Raw genomic sequence first — 14,320 nt, 5'->3', positions numbered from 1 at the left:
TTAGAATTTTAAGAAATATTGATTTGATAATAGACTTTTTTATATAGGGGACAGGTTCCGACTTATTGGAACACGTCCCCACATTCTTTTTCTGTATTTATCTTTCTTCATTATACTCTTCTTTTTGAGTAACTTCTACCTTGTTTCCTATATTTTTTTTCATTCCTTTGATCCGTATAAAAATTCTTTCCAAATATTTTGATAAACCCATCGAAATGTTTTTCTTGGTACTGCTTCCCCAACATAAATCCCCTGTTCATCCAGCTTCTGATCTCCCAGATAAATCTCCACATTTCCGGCTTTATCCCCTCTTTTTACAGGCGCATGCATCTTTTCTTTCTCGTGGATCTGCAGACTGATCTTTTCATCTGGTCGCATCAGAATTCTTTTTTCTTTTTGTTCTGAAGTAATATCCAGAAATATCTTTGTAACTCCATCCTGATACAAATTTTCTTTCTTGGCAGCGGCTTCAGATACCGTTTTCTGTTTTCCGGCTTGCAACAAGCGGATCGTCTCGTTTTCTTCCGCTTCTTGCCAGAAATACCGATATGTATAATTATTAAGTCCATACTGTATTAATGTTTTCATATCTTTCCATTTATACCCTTTATTATTTGGCCATCCGCAGGCTAGTAATGCTACGATCAATGTTTTTTCCTCTTTTCTTACCGCTCCTACATAACAATAGCCAGCGTCTGCGGTAAATCCGGTTTTTCCTGTCAAAGCTCCATCCATCATATCCAAAAAAGCATTGTGGTTTCGACAGATCACTTTCTTTTTCCCCGAAGTATCTGTAATTTCTTTTGATCTTGTCTGGGTAATACTAAGAAACTCCTTTTTTTTGGGAGAAACCATGATGCAATATCTCATAATTTTTGCAAGATCTTCTGCTGTCGTACGATGGATGCCACCCTCGTCTTCGCCATCCAGTCCATTTGGTGTTACAAAGTGTGTATTGTCACATCCGATTTCTTCTGCTTTTTTATTCATCAGACCAGTAAATTTCTCCACACTACCGTCCCCAATATGTTCTGCCACTGCCCAGGCACTATCATTGTGGGACTCGAGCATCAACGAAAAAAGAAGATCATTCAAATAGAACGAGTCGCCGTTTTTCATTCCCAAATGTACTTCCGGTTGGGATGCCGCTTTTTGCGAAACAGTCACAATATCATTCGGATTTCCTTGTTCCAATGCCAAAATACATGTCATAATCTTTGTCGTACTGGCCATAGGACGTTCTTTCATTTCATCCTTCCCGTATAAAACACGTCCACTTTCCCCGTCCAACAATACCGCGGACCGGGAAAAAAGCTGCAGTGATGAATCCATCTCTGTAGCTTTTCCAGACTGCTCCTCAGCCTTTATCGTCAAACTATATACTGAACAAAACTGTGTGCCAATCAAACAAACCGCTAACGTAAAAAACATACAGACTATCCGCCTATATTTGTACATACCATCACTACCAACTTTACCTATATTTGCTTAAAACAACTGTATGAAAATTCAAAAGATAATATGCAAATTCTGCAATATAATTGTAGCCCAAATATATACAATTTATTAGAAAGGGGACGTGTTCCGACCAGCCGGAACACGTCCCCTTTCTAACATTCTTCCGCAATCCTGCGTATGAGTTTTTCTGTATCTTCCCATCCAAGGCATGGGTCTGTTATTGATTTTCCATACACGCGGTTTTCTGTAATTTGTTGATTTCCTTCTACCAGATAACTTTCGATCATAACTCCTTTGATCAGTTTTTTCAGCTCCGGATTATATTTTCTGCTGTGGAGTACTTCGCTTGTGATCCTGATTTGTTCTTTGTACTGTTTGTTGGAGTTGGAGTGGTTTGCATCTACGATGACTGCCGGATTTTTGAGACCGGATGTCTGGTACATGGCGCTTAACCGATATAGATCTTCGTAGTGGTAGTTTGGTATGCAGGTGCCGTATTTATCGACTCCTCCCCGAAGGATTGCGTGTGCCAGGGGATTTCCTGTCGTTGTCACGTCCAGTGTCCGGTAGATGAACTGGTGTGCTGCCTGTGCTGCTTTTACGGAATTCAGCATGACAGCCAGGTCTCCGCTTGTTGGATTTTTCATTCCTACTGGAATATCCATGGCGCTTGCTGTCAGGCGGTGCTGCTGATTTTCTACAGAGCGGGCACCGATGGCTTCGTAGGAGAGAATGTCATCCAGATAACTTCTGTTTTCCGGGTAGAGCATTTCATCTGCACATGTCAGTCCGCTTACTTCGATAGCGTGGATGTGTAGCTTTCGGATGGCGATCAGTCCTTCCAGAAGGTTTGGCGCTTTATCTGGTTCCGGCTGGTGGAGCATCCCTTTATATCCTTCTCCTGTTGTTCGTGGTTTGTTTGTATAGATCCTCGGAATCAGAATTAATCTGTCTTTTACTTCCTCGTTGAGGACTGCCAGCTTTTCCACATATTCACATACCGCGTCTTCGTTATCCGCGGAGCATGGACCCACGATCACGAGAAATTTGTCTGAGTATCCGGTAAATACGTTGCGGATCTCTCCATCTCTTTCTTCTTTTCTTTTCTTCATCTCCTCGCTGAGCGGATATTCTTTCTTCAGCTCTTCCGGTTCCGGAAGTTTTGCCTGTATCATCATTGCCATAACTTTATCCTTTCTGTCTTCTTTTCTATGCTGCTGCATTCTTGTTTTTTCGGTTTTCCTTTTTCTGACAATCTTGTTTTGATCTTCTAGACATGAAGTTTGATCTTTGCCTCGTCTTCCGCCTCTTCCTTAAAATGTTCCAGCTGTTCCGGATCTACGGAGGGGAGATCATCCAGCGACTGGACGCTGAATCTCCTGAGGAATTCTTCTGTTGTTCCAAAAAGGAGCGGTCTTCCCGGTGCATCCAGTCTTCCAACTTCACAGACGAGATTGTATTCCACAAGTTTATTGACCGCATGGTCTGATTTCACTCCCCGAATCTTTTCAATCTCCAGCTTTGTCACAGGTTGTCTGTATGCGATGATGGACAATGTCTCAAGGAGTACATCCGAAAGAACCTGTTTCTTTGGCTGTTTTGCAATTCGGATGAGATACTCATATGTATCTGTCTTTGTACACATCTGATATGCTCCGTCAAGCTCAATGATCCGAACTCCTCTGTCCTCTTTTTCGTACTCCTTCTGCATTTCTCCCACCGTCTCCCGCACGGCGGTTTCTTCTGTCTCCAACGCCTTTGCCAGCCTGGAAATATCTACCGAATCTCCCATAGTAAAGAGGATCGCCTCAATGATCCCCTCCATTTTCTTTTTGTTCACTCTTTTCCTCCTCCGCTGTGGATGTGATCATGATTTCCCCGAACGTCTCCTCCTGCTCGGCACGCACACGTCCGGATTTCATCATCTCCAGCACAGCCAGAAATGTCACTATAACCTGTACTTTGGATGACTGCCTCATCAGAAGATCTCGAAATGAAAACCGTCTGTGAAGTTTTGTGTAAGCGGAAATGTAGTCCATCTTCTCCGGAAGTGTCACTTCCTCTTTTTCTATCTTCCCAAATTTGCTCCTTACCGGATCTATCTTTTCTGTCTGCCTGCGGATCACTTCCTGAAAGATCTGATTGAGCTTTGTCAGCGTCAGATCTCCGATCAGTTCATCCAAATCCACAGGAGGAGTGTACTCTGACACTTCTTTTGGAATATCCGGTTTCTTAAACATACTTCTGTCGCTCAAAAGCTCTCTGTCTTTTAGTTCAAGCGCCATATATTTATACAGTTTGTACTGGAGAAGCTGCTCTACCAGCTCCTTCCTTGGATCTTCCTCTTCCCCTTCTTCGTTTACTTCTTTTGGCAGAAGCATTCTGCATTTGATATCAAGAAGGGTTGCTGCCATCAGGAGGAATTCGCTCATGGTATTCAAGTCTTCTCTTTCCATTGCCTTGATATATTCCATATATTGGTTCGTGATCTCCACGATCGGGATATCATAGATATCGATCTTATTTTTGTCTATCAGATGCAAAAGCAGATCCAATGGCCCCTCAAACACCGGGAGCTTGACCGGTATTCCCATTTTCTTGCCTCCTGTCTGTTTCTCTTTTTCTGCTGCATCATGATGTTTCGCACACAATGCCGCTGTTTTTAATTATACATGATTTCTGCTCTCCACACAACGTTGCCGTACTTATTCTGACCGCTGTTTTTTCTTCTTTCCGGTTATTACCACTACCTCAGCCCGGTTAAACAGACGAACGGTAAATGAGTGCGTCCCCAGCCCTTTACTGACGATAATATCGCTTTCCCCTTTCTTATAATGGTCGCCGGAATATTTGGGAAACAGCGTAAGCTGAGGGGAGATGACACCGCCAAGGAAGGGAAGTCGTACAATTCCACCGTGGAGATGTCCGCAGAGAATCAAATCCGCTCCCCATTTTACATACTCCTCTGCGTAGAGAGGCTGATGTACAAGAAAAATACGGTATGGCTCTTCTTTTCCAAGACGATCCCTGGAGCTTTCCATCTTTTTTTGAAGTTCCTCCACATCTGCCCCTTCAAATTTCTTTTTTCCTTTCCACGGAAGACCTTTTCCGTAGTATCGAACGGGAATCTCTATCCCGGAAATCTCCGACTCCATACCTCCGATGGTAAGGAGGGCTGTCTCATTTTCCAGCATATGCACTCCTTGGGAAACCAGATGTGCACGGTAGTTCGCATAGGTATCCCCGTATCGTTCCATTCCTTCTTTCATTTGCTGTTCGTGATTCCCGTTTGCACAGTACACTGGGCAGATCTTCGTCATCGCTTCCATAAACCGCACTGCAGGAAAAATTTCTGCCTCTTCACCCCGAATCAGCATATCGCCGCCGACGAGGATCAGATCAGGCCTTTCTTTTCGAATCGCGTCTATAAGTTTCTGATTCTTTTCCCCGTATTCCTGGTTGTGCAGGTCACTCAGGAAAACGATTTTCCAGTCTTTCATCATTTCAGGAAATTTATCCGAACGTACCTCATATCTTGTGACACGAAATGTATGTGTCTCATACAGAATCCGAAGAAAAACAATACATACGAAAATCCCTGCCGCGGCCAAATAAACCGTCATCTTCCGGCTCCTTCCCCACGCGCCTTTCGGACTGCATCATACAGCTGGCGGATCGTATCAAATGCATAGTCCGGTTTCCAGATGCTTGTCCGCACTTCCTCCGGATCTGCCTCGCCCGTATAAACGACGGCAGTCTCAATGCCAGCCTCGATACCGCAGGCAATATCCGTATACAGGCGATCCCCTACCACAAGATATTCTTCCGGGCTTCCTTTGCACTGCTGCATACACAAATCTGCGATCAGGCGATTCGGCTTCCCGATGAAATACGGTTTCCTTCCCGCAGTCACTTCCAACATTCTGCAGATTGCTCCGCAGTCTGGTATGAATCCGAAAGAGGCCGGGCATCTGAGATCGGGATTCGTCCCAAGGAAATCTACCTCTTTTTGAAATAAAAGCCTGCATGCGTCTGTCATTTTATCATAGTTTAATGTGCTGTCAAATCCGACCAGGACGCAGTCCACATGATCCTCCGCCTTTTCTGTTACTAGAATACCTGCCTCTTTTAATTCTTTAATAAAGGAAGGTGTACCAAGTACAAAAATCTTTTTTCCCTCATAATATTTCTTCAGATAAAGACAGGCGGCGTAGGATGCCGTCATAAACTGGCTTTCCTCCGTCCGGATCCCCCAGTTTTTAAACTTCTCCACATAGTCTTTTCTGCTTTTTGTGGAGTTATTTGTAATATAAAAACATCTTCCGCCCGTCTCTTCTATCCATTCCAAAAATTCTTTTGTGCCGTCATATAATGTCGTGTCCACGGCCAACGTGCCGTCAATATCAAACAAAAAATATTTTTTTTCTCCTAGCATTCTTTTGGCTCCCTTCCACGACATTATATAATTTTTCTTAAGATTTTACAACGAAAAGCTGCCTAAAACCTCTTCTATGGCTCCTTTGAGTGTCAATGCGGGCACCGTTTCTTTTGCCACGACGGGCACCTCTCCGATCGTTTTCTCTCCAATCTTGTACACGACTGTCCCTATCTTCTCCCCTTTTTTGACCGGCGCAGTTTTCTTTTTGTCCATGTTGATTTCCTTTTTTACCTGGGAAAGGTCGTTTCCTTCGGTGTCCACATAGGAGAATCCTTCTTTCTGGATACCGACAGCCTCTTTCTTTTCTCCCTTCTCTACCGGAATCTTTTCCTGGAGCTTCGAGTAATCTGCATCCTCGTACTTTTGGCATTTGGAGAACCCATAATTCAAAAGTTTCTGAGCGTCTGCCACCCGAGTCTTGGAGTCCGGATCTGCCATGATGACGGCAATCAAGTCGATATCATCTTTTCTTGCTGTGGCGCTCAGACAAAATTTGGCTTTCCCTGTAGATCCAGTCTTAAGTCCAGTGGCATAAGTGTACTGCCGGATCAGCTTGTTTGTGTTGGAAAGCCCAAATTCTTCCTCTCCTTTTTTCGTTTTATGTACGATCGTATCCATCCAGATTTTCGTGTAGTTGTAAATATCCGGATACTTCGTGATCAGTTCCCTCGACATCAGCGCGATATCCCGGGCTGTCGTGACATGGCCGTCTGTATCCAGACCGTTACAGTTTTTGAAAGATGTATTTTTCATCCCAAGTCCTTTTGCTCGTTCATTCATGTCATTTACAAACGCCTCCTCTGATCCTGCGATCCGTTCTGCCATGGCCACACAGGCATCGTTGGCGCTGGATACGACAATACATTTCAGGAGTGTGTCGACAGTCTGTTCTTCTCCTACTTCCAGAAATACCTGGGATCCTCCCATGGATGCGGCATACTCTGAGGTCGCTACCACGTCCTCCTTTTTTATCGTCCCTGCCTCCAGTGCATCGTAGATCAGCAAAAGTGTCATCACTTTTGTGACGCTTGCCGGCGGGCGTTTACTGTCCGCATCTTTTTCATAAATAACTTTCCCTGTGGACGCTTCCATGAGAATCGCCGACGGCGCTTCGATGGCCGGCCCTTCTTCTGCCTTTACCGGCACTACCCTGCATGAGAACAGCAAAGCGGCTGCCAGCACGGCTGCGATCAGTTTTTTCACGTAGTTTCCCCTGTCTATTTCCTTTATTATCATTTTACAGGACACTTGGGAAAATATTCCTTTTTCCAGGCAAAAGAAGATTACCCAGATGAGACGACACGAGCATACACTTTTATCCGAGGAGAGGAAAGCGAATCTCTATGGCAAACCAGCCATCATCAAGAAAAGCCTTGATCTGTCCGTTCATCCGAGTTGTAAATTCTTTGGCAATGGAAAGGCCAAGCCCGGCAGAACTTTTGCTTCTGGCTTGATCTGCTTTATAAAACCGTTCGAACACGCGGTCAGGATTGATATCTCCTGGTCTTTCCGTCTTGTTTCGAAACAGGCAGACTGCTTCCTGGCCGTCCCTGCGAAGTGCAATGCAGATCTGGCTTTGCCCGTGATCCAGCCCGTTTTTGATAATATTGCGGACGACCCGTTTAAGCCCCTGCTCATTTCCCAGCATCTTCATGGATGTTTCCTCTATCTGGATATCCGGCTCTATGCCTCTCTTTTCCCATTCATCGTAATAGGAAAAAATCGTCTCTTTGAGAATACGCTCAAAATAAAGTTCTTTGAGTTCAAGATTGTACGTCTCATTTTTCAGTCTTGTGTAAGTAAAGAGCTCCTCCAACATCTCTTTTAAACTGTCGATCCTCTCTTCGATAACAGAAAGATAACGTTGCCTGTCCTCCAGTTTCTCACTGTCTCTCAAAAGCTCAAAATATCCATTTAGGGAAGTAAGGGGAGTGCGGATATCATGGGACAGATTTGTGTAGATATCGGAAATCTCCTGCTCTTTTTTCAGATATTTTCTGCGTTCCTTCCTTTGGCGTTCGATCATCTCATTGAGGCAGTCGGCAAGTTCACGGATATCTCCTCCGTTTATCTGCTTTGTGATCATAAGATTGCTCTCATGTTCTTTCAAAAACGAAAGTTGGCGGCAGATATCTCTGATCTGCCGCTTGTAAATAATCAATATACATACTAAGATGATGACTGCTGCCGTAAGCAGCACAATAATTGCTCCCATTATCGTATATCCCTCTTTTGAAATACAAACATACTAAGTATGACAAAAACAATACCGTAAATGGCTGCTGTCCATATACCGCGCAAAGCCTCCTGCCCTGTCAGATGAATTCCGATACTTCCGATCTGTCCGGACACGGTATATGGAACGATATTCCATGTCTCTCCAAACAGCATATCCCCCGCCTTATTCACAAATCCGTACAGGATCATCGTCATATTCATGCAGAGACAGACTGCGATGGTCATGCTGATCACGTTGTTTGAAATCAGGATCGCAATTCCCATGACGATCAGCGCCAGACCGTAGTGGAGCATCCCCTCCGTCAGCAGATAAGAAAGAAATTCTTTCTGCGGTCCAAATTCCAGATATCCAAAAGAAATGATATTGGATATGGTCTGCACGGCGACTGTTACCGCAAATGTCAGCACGGTAAACAAAAATAAGACTGCTGCTTTGGAAAAGATCAGGTGGTATCTCTTTTTCGTCTGTCCGCCGATGTTTTTGATAAAACCATTTCGGAGATCCGCCGTAGAAAAAAGGACAGAAAAGATGGCGATGAACAGGCTGATCACTTTTCCCTGGGTGTTCGCATAGACCATATCGTAAACCGTTACCTTTTCTCCCGGTTCTGTCGGAATCAGTACATAGATCCCAAGACTGTCCTCTGCAGCCTCATCCTGATTTTTTGCGATCTCTTCCTGGTTTTTTTTATTCATTACCGGATCCGCGTACTCTTCGTGCATCATGATGGTGGAAAAAAAGAGGATGAACGCCATTACCATCCAGATCACGAGTATACTTCTCATCTTTCTCATCCGGTACAAGTCCATCTTTATAATGTTAAGCATGATGTTCCCCTCCTGTCTGATTCAGATAGTATGTCTCCAGTTTTTCACTGTTTACTTTTAGCTCTCTGATAGGGATCCCTGCAAGGACAAGCTCTGCATTCAGCTTGTCACTCTGATCCAGATGTTCAAAAATACTGATATGTTCTCTGTCTGTGATCTGATATTTTCGGTATCCCAGTCTATCAAGGACAGGAACGATCTTTTCCGGATTTGGAGATGTGATCTCCAGCCGCTCACTGCATTTTTTCATAAGCTCGTCTCTTGTGATCTCTTCGAGAAGGCTTCCTTGGTGGATAATGCCGTAATCCGTGGCAATCTTTGATAATTCTTCCAGTATATGGCTGGAAATGACAATCGTCATATTTCGTTCTTCCTGAAGTCGAAGGATGGTATCCCGCACTTCCACGATTCCCTGAGGATCCAGCCCGTTGATCGGTTCGTCCAGAAGCAGAAGATCCGGCTCTCCCACAAGGGCGAGGCCGATCCCAAGCCTCTGTTTCATTCCAAGAGAAAAGTGTTTTGTCTTCTTTTTCCCCGTATCGGAAAGTCCTACTGTATCCAGAATATCCTCGATATATCCTTTCTTATCGATGCCGCAGAACTTACACTTCATTTTCAGATTCTCATATGCGCTCAGATTGCCGTAAAGACCCGGAGCCTCGATCAGACATCCCACTCTTTTTCGGATCTTCTCGAGATTTTTTCCGGAATATCCAAAAATGCGGATCTCCCCGGAGGTGGGGCTTGCAAGCCCTGCCACCATCTTAAGAAAGGTCGTCTTCCCTGCTCCGTTTCTTCCGATCAGCCCGTACACCGCGCCTTTCCTGACACGGATGCTGATCTTGTCCACCGCCTTGTGGCGTCCATACTTTTTTGTTAAAATATTGGTGCTTAGTAATATCTCACTCATATCTGCATCTCCTTTTCTTATCTGCCTCTATCATACTGTGTCTTTTCAAATCTATCGCAAATAAAAAGTAAAGACTTCGTAAAGATATTACTTTGTAAGTTTATAGCCGATCCCCCAAACGGTCTCGATATAATTTACATCGGAGACTGCCCGGAGCTTTTTTCGTATATTGCTTATGTGGACATCGATCGCCTTCGTCTCTCCCATAAAAGGTTCCTGCCAGGCCGCCTCGAAGATTTCTTCTTTGCCAAATACTTTCTTGGGCCATGTAAGAAAAAGCTCCAGAATCTGAAATTCCTGCCTTGTGATCCCGGTAAGGATGGTCCCATTTACGGATATCTGATGTTCCTCTTTGTCAAGTCTTAGGCCTTTGTGTTCCAGCACTGTTTTCTGCCCGACATTCCCGCTTTTTCTGAGCTGCACCTGGATCCTTGCAAGCACTTCCCGGATCTCAAAAGGCTTTAAAATATAGTCATCCGCTCCAGCAAGGAGCATATCGACCTTGCTGTCCAGCTCTTCTTTTGCCGTCAGGACGATGACCGGGATCTGTCCTTTTTGCCGGATCTCAAGAAGCACTTTTTCTCCCGGCATCCCTGGAAGCATGAGATCCAAAAGCACAAGATCAAACCCTCCTTTTTCCAGTACCAGATTTCCCTCAGAACCGGAAAATGCCTGGATACACTGATATCCTTCCTGCTCAAGAGCCTCCCTCAACAGATTATTGATATGTACATCGTCTTCTATGATCAATATCGCTGCCATGCCGTCTCCTCCTCTTTCTCTTCTTCTGCTTTTCGCTTCTCCTGCTTCTTTGCGCGATAAAGGGATGTGGAAAAGTCCAGACCATAAAGAATCAGAAACAGACTTCCGATGACTTTCCCCATGGACGTCGGAATGCTGCTTACGAGGAATATGACAAAATTCTGCAGGAACAAGAAAAGGAACACCGTATAGAATCCCCAGGCCACCGAGCTTTCCAGGCATATGATACCACGGTAATTGAACGGTTTTTCGTTGTAGTCCCACCAGACTTCGCCGAAGATACGGATCATCACGATGGCTGTAAAATACTCAAGCGTGGTGGCCACGATGGATCCCACAAAAAACAGGAGTACCGGGCAGTCTGCAAAAGGCCGCAGCATGAAAAAGACAGATAAAGCCCCCAACCCGTAGATCGGGCAGCACGGTCCTTTTGCAAACCCCCGGTTTGTCAGTTTCCGATTGCAGATCGACATATAAATGGACTCCACGATCCACCCCATAATGCTGTATACCATAAACCACAGGACGATCTCATAAGAACTTTCTCCGAAGATCTCTCCTTTATACCACATAACTTTTCCTCCCTCTATTATGAAAACGTGTCCCCTTTTGGCGGGAACACAAAAAGTATTTTTCAATTCATATTGGGCAAACAAAAATAGGGTGTTGTACAACACCCTATTTATCTGCACATAATTAGTTATATTTACGTTTTCTAGCAGCCTCAGATTTTTTCTTACGTCTAACGCTTGGTTTTTCGTAATGTTCTCTTTTACGAATCTCCTGCTGGATTCCAGCTTTTGCGCAGTTGCGTTTGAATCTGCGTAAAGCGCTGTCTAGTGTTTCGTTTTCTTTTACGATTACATTTGACATTGTCTCACACCTAACCTCCCCTCCAGTCCTGTATTGTGCATCATACGACTGTTCGGGTATTTTATTGCACTACAAGTATTATAGCACACTTTGCTTAAACGTCAAGAAGTTTTTTGCGTTTTCTTTCACAAGTATCGATGAAAAGCAGGCAAAGCCTCTTGATCTGATCAGGAAAGCTGTTCTCCCAGTACTTCTTCTGCTTTCTTCAGAGCATCGTCCACTCCTGCCGGATTCTTTCCACCGGCCTGAGCCATATTCGGGCGTCCGCCTCCGCCGCCTCCTACAAGGCCTGCGATGGCTTTGATAAGGTTTCCGGAGTGCGCGCCTTTTTTCACTGCTCCGTCCGTTGCGGTCGCCATGAGACTTACTTTTCCGTCTGCCACGGATGCAATAACTGCCACGCCTTCGCCCATCTTTTCTTTGAGCTGGTCTCCCAGTTCTCTCAGACCATTCATGTCGACACCTTCTACTTTGAGCATAACTGCTTTCATACCGCCGATCTCTTTCATCTGATCCATGACATCTCCCATGGCGTCTTTGGCAAGTTTGCTCTTCAAGCTTTCAACTTCGCTTCGGAGTTCTTTGTTTTCCATCTGAAGATGCGCGATCTTTTCTTCCAGATGATCCGGAGTCGTCTTCAGCGCTTTTGCAGCCTCATGGAGTACATTTTCCAGGTCTGCATAGTAAGTCAACAGTCCTTTGCTTGTCAAGGCTTCGATCCTTCTCACTCCAGCTGCCACGCCTGTCTCAGAGATGATCTTGAAACAGCCGATGGAAGATGTATTGTCTACGTGAGTACCGCCGCAGAATTCAATGGAGAAATCCCCCATGCTGACCACACGCACGATATCGCCGTATTTTTCGCCAAACAGAGCCTGTGCGCCCGTCTTTTTCGCTTCCTCGATCGGGAGATTTTCTACTTTGACAGGGAGGGCATCTGCGATTGCCTTGTTGACGATCTCTTCTACCTCTTTTAATTCCTCCTGTGAGAGTGCGGAAAAATGAGTAAAGTCAAAACGAAGTCTGGAGGCATCCACATAGGATCCTGCCTGCTCTACGTGTGTCCCGAGAACCGTGCGGAGCGCTTTCTGAAGCAAGTGTGTGGCACTGTGGTTTCTTCCGGAAAGGAGACGATTTTCTTCTTCCACCTGAAGCTTTACGGTATCTCCTGTCTTTACCATTCCTTTTGTCACGCAGCCGATATGTGCGATCTTTCCGCCAAGCAGTTTTTTGACATCTTTTACTTCAAAGGAAAAGCTTCCGTCTTCAGAAACGATCGTACCTTTGTCCGCGTTCTGTCCCCCGCTTGTAGCATAAAACGGTGTCTCTTCCACAAAGATCGTGCCTTCCACACCTTCTGTGAGCGCATCTGTGATCTCTGTCTCTGTCGTGAGAACCGTGACTTTGGAAGCGTGCGTCAAAGTGTCATAACCTACGAATGTACTTGTAACAGACGGGTCGATGGACTCATAGACTGTCACGTCGGCGCCCATGTAGTTTGTGACTCCCCGTGCTGCGCGGGCAGTCTCTCTTTGGACTTTCATAGCCGCCTGGAATCCTTCCTCATCAATGCCAAGTCCCTTCTCTTCCAGGATCTCTTTTGTCAGATCCAGAGGGAATCCGTACGTATCGTAAAGTTTGAATGCATTTTCGCCGGAAAGCGTCTTTTCGCCATTTTTTGCCATGTCTTTTTCCATATCCGCGAGAATGCCAAGCCCCTGATCGATCGTTTTGTTAAACTGATCTTCCTCTTTGCTGATGACATTGAGGATGAAATCTTTCTTCTCTTCCAGTTCCGGATATCCGTCTTTGGATCCTTCGATAACAGTCTCACAAAGTTCATTTAAGAATTTTCTTCCAATGTTAAGAAGTCTTCCATGGCGGCACGCACGTCTGAGAAGACGGCGAAGCACATAGCCTCTTCCTTCGTTGGACGGCATAATTCCGTCTGAGATCATGAATGTCACGGAACGGATATGGTCTGTGATAACACGGATGGAAATATCCTGATTCTCATCTTTTCCGTATTCCACGCCTGCAATGCGGCATACGTGGTCCCGGAGTGCCTTTATGGTATCTACATCAAAAATAGAGTCCACATCCTGCACAACAGAGGCCAGTCGTTCCAGTCCCATTCCGGTATCGATATTTTTCTGCTCCAGCTCACTGTAATTTCCGTGTCCGTCATTGTCAAACTGTGTAAAGACATTATTCCAGATTTCCATGTAGCGGTCGCACTCGCATCCTACCGTACAGTCTGGACGTCCGCATCCGTATTTTTCTCCACGGTCATAGTAAATCTCAGAACAAGGTCCGCAAGGTCCGGATCCATGTTCCCAGAAGTTGTCTTCTTTTCCGAATTTGTAGATCCTCTCTGCCGGAATCCCCATCTCCTTGTTCCAGATGTCAAACGCCTCCTGGTCGTCAACATATACAGACGGATAGAGACGTTCCGGATCCAGCCCTACGACTTCTGTGAGGAATTCCCAGGACCAGCGGATGGCTTCTTTCTTAAAGTAATCCCCAAAGGAAAAGTTTCCGAGCATCTCGAAAAACGTACCGTGACGCGCAGTCTTCCCTACATTTTCGATGTCCCCGGTACGGATGCATTTCTGACATGTAGCCATCCTGCGTCTCGGCGGGATCTCCTGTCCGGTAAAATACGGTTTTAACGGTGCCATACCAGAGTTGATAAGAAGAAGACTCTTATCGTTGTGCGGTACAAGCGAAAAACTCTTTTTTACGAGATGTCCTTTGCTTTCAAAAAAATCCAGGAACATCTTTCTCAATTCGTTCACTCCATAAGTCTGCAT

Annotated in this window: 14 protein-coding genes; all 14 read right to left on the bottom strand. The window is 45.1% G+C overall.

All coding sequences use genetic code 11. From position 1 onward, the window contains the following. Positions 1–159: 159 nt before the first annotated feature. Positions 160–1,431, bottom strand: coding sequence for a D-alanyl-D-alanine carboxypeptidase family protein (locus tag ACLROL_RS01165; protein WP_413067175.1), 1,272 nt, complete (start codon positions 1,429–1,431; stop codon positions 160–162). A gap of 179 nt (positions 1,432–1,610) precedes the next feature. After that, positions 1,611–2,642 (bottom strand): 3-deoxy-7-phosphoheptulonate synthase, encoded by a 1,032-nt coding sequence (locus ACLROL_RS01160; RefSeq protein ID WP_087199271.1) that lies wholly within the window; start codon positions 2,640–2,642, stop codon positions 1,611–1,613. Between the two features lie 86 nt (positions 2,643–2,728). Then, positions 2,729–3,283 carry an SMC-Scp complex subunit ScpB gene (gene scpB / locus ACLROL_RS01155; RefSeq protein WP_413067209.1) on the bottom strand — a complete coding sequence of 185 codons (555 nt, stop codon included), beginning with the start codon at positions 3,281–3,283 and terminating at the stop codon, positions 2,729–2,731. Beyond that, complete coding sequence (locus tag ACLROL_RS01150) at positions 3,267–4,052, bottom strand: segregation and condensation protein A (protein WP_087199269.1); 786 nt, start codon at positions 4,050–4,052, stop codon at positions 3,267–3,269. The genes scpB and ACLROL_RS01150 overlap by 17 nt, the downstream gene beginning before the upstream one ends. Before the next feature lie 111 nt (positions 4,053–4,163). Then, on the bottom strand, positions 4,164–5,081 hold the full coding sequence (locus ACLROL_RS01145; protein WP_087199133.1) for a metallophosphoesterase: 918 nt from the start codon (positions 5,079–5,081) through the stop codon (positions 4,164–4,166). Further along, the gene (locus ACLROL_RS01140) at positions 5,078–5,893 is read right to left on the bottom strand and encodes an HAD-IIA family hydrolase (RefSeq protein ID WP_087211335.1); all 816 of its coding nucleotides are present in this window, start codon (positions 5,891–5,893) and stop codon (positions 5,078–5,080) included. The genes ACLROL_RS01145 and ACLROL_RS01140 overlap by 4 nt, the downstream gene beginning before the upstream one ends. Before the next feature lie 45 nt (positions 5,894–5,938). Continuing rightward, complete coding sequence (locus tag ACLROL_RS01135) at positions 5,939–7,099, bottom strand: D-alanyl-D-alanine carboxypeptidase family protein (protein ID WP_413067174.1); 1,161 nt, start codon at positions 7,097–7,099, stop codon at positions 5,939–5,941. A gap of 112 nt (positions 7,100–7,211) precedes the next feature. After that, the gene (locus tag ACLROL_RS01130) at positions 7,212–8,111 is read right to left on the bottom strand and encodes a sensor histidine kinase (protein WP_087199127.1); all 900 of its coding nucleotides are present in this window, start codon (positions 8,109–8,111) and stop codon (positions 7,212–7,214) included. Beyond that, entirely contained in the window at positions 8,111–8,962 is an 852-nt protein-coding gene (locus tag ACLROL_RS01125) for an ABC transporter permease (protein WP_413067173.1), read from the bottom strand. Before ACLROL_RS01125 ends, ACLROL_RS01130 begins: the two co-directional genes overlap by 1 nt. After that, positions 8,955–9,872 carry an ATP-binding cassette domain-containing protein gene (locus ACLROL_RS01120; protein ID WP_087199123.1) on the bottom strand — a complete coding sequence of 306 codons (918 nt, stop codon included), beginning with the start codon at positions 9,870–9,872 and terminating at the stop codon, positions 8,955–8,957. The genes ACLROL_RS01125 and ACLROL_RS01120 overlap by 8 nt, the downstream gene beginning before the upstream one ends. An 87-nt stretch (positions 9,873–9,959) precedes the next feature. Continuing rightward, entirely contained in the window at positions 9,960–10,634 is a 675-nt protein-coding gene (locus ACLROL_RS01115; RefSeq protein WP_087199121.1) for a response regulator transcription factor, read from the bottom strand. After that, positions 10,619–11,206: a putative ABC transporter permease gene (locus ACLROL_RS01110; protein ID WP_087199119.1), complete on the bottom strand. Its 588-nt coding sequence runs from the start codon at positions 11,204–11,206 to the stop codon at positions 10,619–10,621. The genes ACLROL_RS01115 and ACLROL_RS01110 overlap by 16 nt, the downstream gene beginning before the upstream one ends. Before the next feature lie 124 nt (positions 11,207–11,330). Beyond that, positions 11,331–11,507 (bottom strand): 30S ribosomal protein S21, encoded by a 177-nt coding sequence (gene rpsU / locus ACLROL_RS01105; protein ID WP_004054229.1) that lies wholly within the window; start codon positions 11,505–11,507, stop codon positions 11,331–11,333. Between the two features lie 167 nt (positions 11,508–11,674). Beyond that, positions 11,675–14,320 (bottom strand): alanine--tRNA ligase, encoded by a 2,646-nt coding sequence (gene alaS, locus ACLROL_RS01100; RefSeq protein WP_413067172.1) that lies wholly within the window; start codon positions 14,318–14,320, stop codon positions 11,675–11,677.

The sequence above is a fragment of the Sellimonas sp. genome, from assembly GCF_047234585.1.
GTDB lineage: Bacteria > Bacillota > Clostridia > Lachnospirales > Lachnospiraceae > Sellimonas > Sellimonas caecigallum.
The sequence above is the reverse complement of the archived record's forward strand: the minus strand, read 5'-3'. Positions and strand labels throughout refer to the sequence as shown.

What these genes read in the sequence shown, in the direction of transcription:
- ACLROL_RS01165 (WP_413067175.1), bottom strand. Translation starts at nt 1,431, where the DNA reads ATGTTTTTTACGTTAGCGGTTTGTTTGATTGGCACACAGTTTTGTTCA.
- ACLROL_RS01160 (WP_087199271.1), bottom strand. Translation starts at nt 2,642, where the DNA reads ATGGCAATGATGATACAGGCAAAACTTCCGGAACCGGAAGAGCTGAAG.
- scpB (WP_413067209.1), bottom strand. Translation starts at nt 3,283, where the DNA reads ATGGAGGGGATCATTGAGGCGATCCTCTTTACTATGGGAGATTCGGTA.
- ACLROL_RS01150 (WP_087199269.1), bottom strand. Translation starts at nt 4,052, where the DNA reads ATGGGAATACCGGTCAAGCTCCCGGTGTTTGAGGGGCCATTGGATCTG.
- ACLROL_RS01145 (WP_087199133.1), bottom strand. Translation starts at nt 5,081, where the DNA reads ATGACGGTTTATTTGGCCGCGGCAGGGATTTTCGTATGTATTGTTTTT.
- ACLROL_RS01140 (WP_087211335.1), bottom strand. Translation starts at nt 5,893, where the DNA reads ATGCTAGGAGAAAAAAAATATTTTTTGTTTGATATTGACGGCACGTTG.
- ACLROL_RS01130 (WP_087199127.1), bottom strand. Translation starts at nt 8,111, where the DNA reads ATGGGAGCAATTATTGTGCTGCTTACGGCAGCAGTCATCATCTTAGTA.
- ACLROL_RS01125 (WP_413067173.1), bottom strand. Translation starts at nt 8,962, where the DNA reads ATGCTTAACATTATAAAGATGGACTTGTACCGGATGAGAAAGATGAGA.
- ACLROL_RS01120 (WP_087199123.1), bottom strand. Translation starts at nt 9,872, where the DNA reads ATGAGTGAGATATTACTAAGCACCAATATTTTAACAAAAAAGTATGGA.
- ACLROL_RS01115 (WP_087199121.1), bottom strand. Translation starts at nt 10,634, where the DNA reads ATGGCAGCGATATTGATCATAGAAGACGATGTACATATCAATAATCTG.
- ACLROL_RS01110 (WP_087199119.1), bottom strand. Translation starts at nt 11,206, where the DNA reads ATGTGGTATAAAGGAGAGATCTTCGGAGAAAGTTCTTATGAGATCGTC.
- rpsU (WP_004054229.1), bottom strand. Translation starts at nt 11,507, where the DNA reads ATGTCAAATGTAATCGTAAAAGAAAACGAAACACTAGACAGCGCTTTA.
- alaS (WP_413067172.1), bottom strand. Translation starts at nt 14,320, where the DNA reads ATGCAGACTTATGGAGTGAACGAATTGAGAAAGATGTTCCTGGATTTT.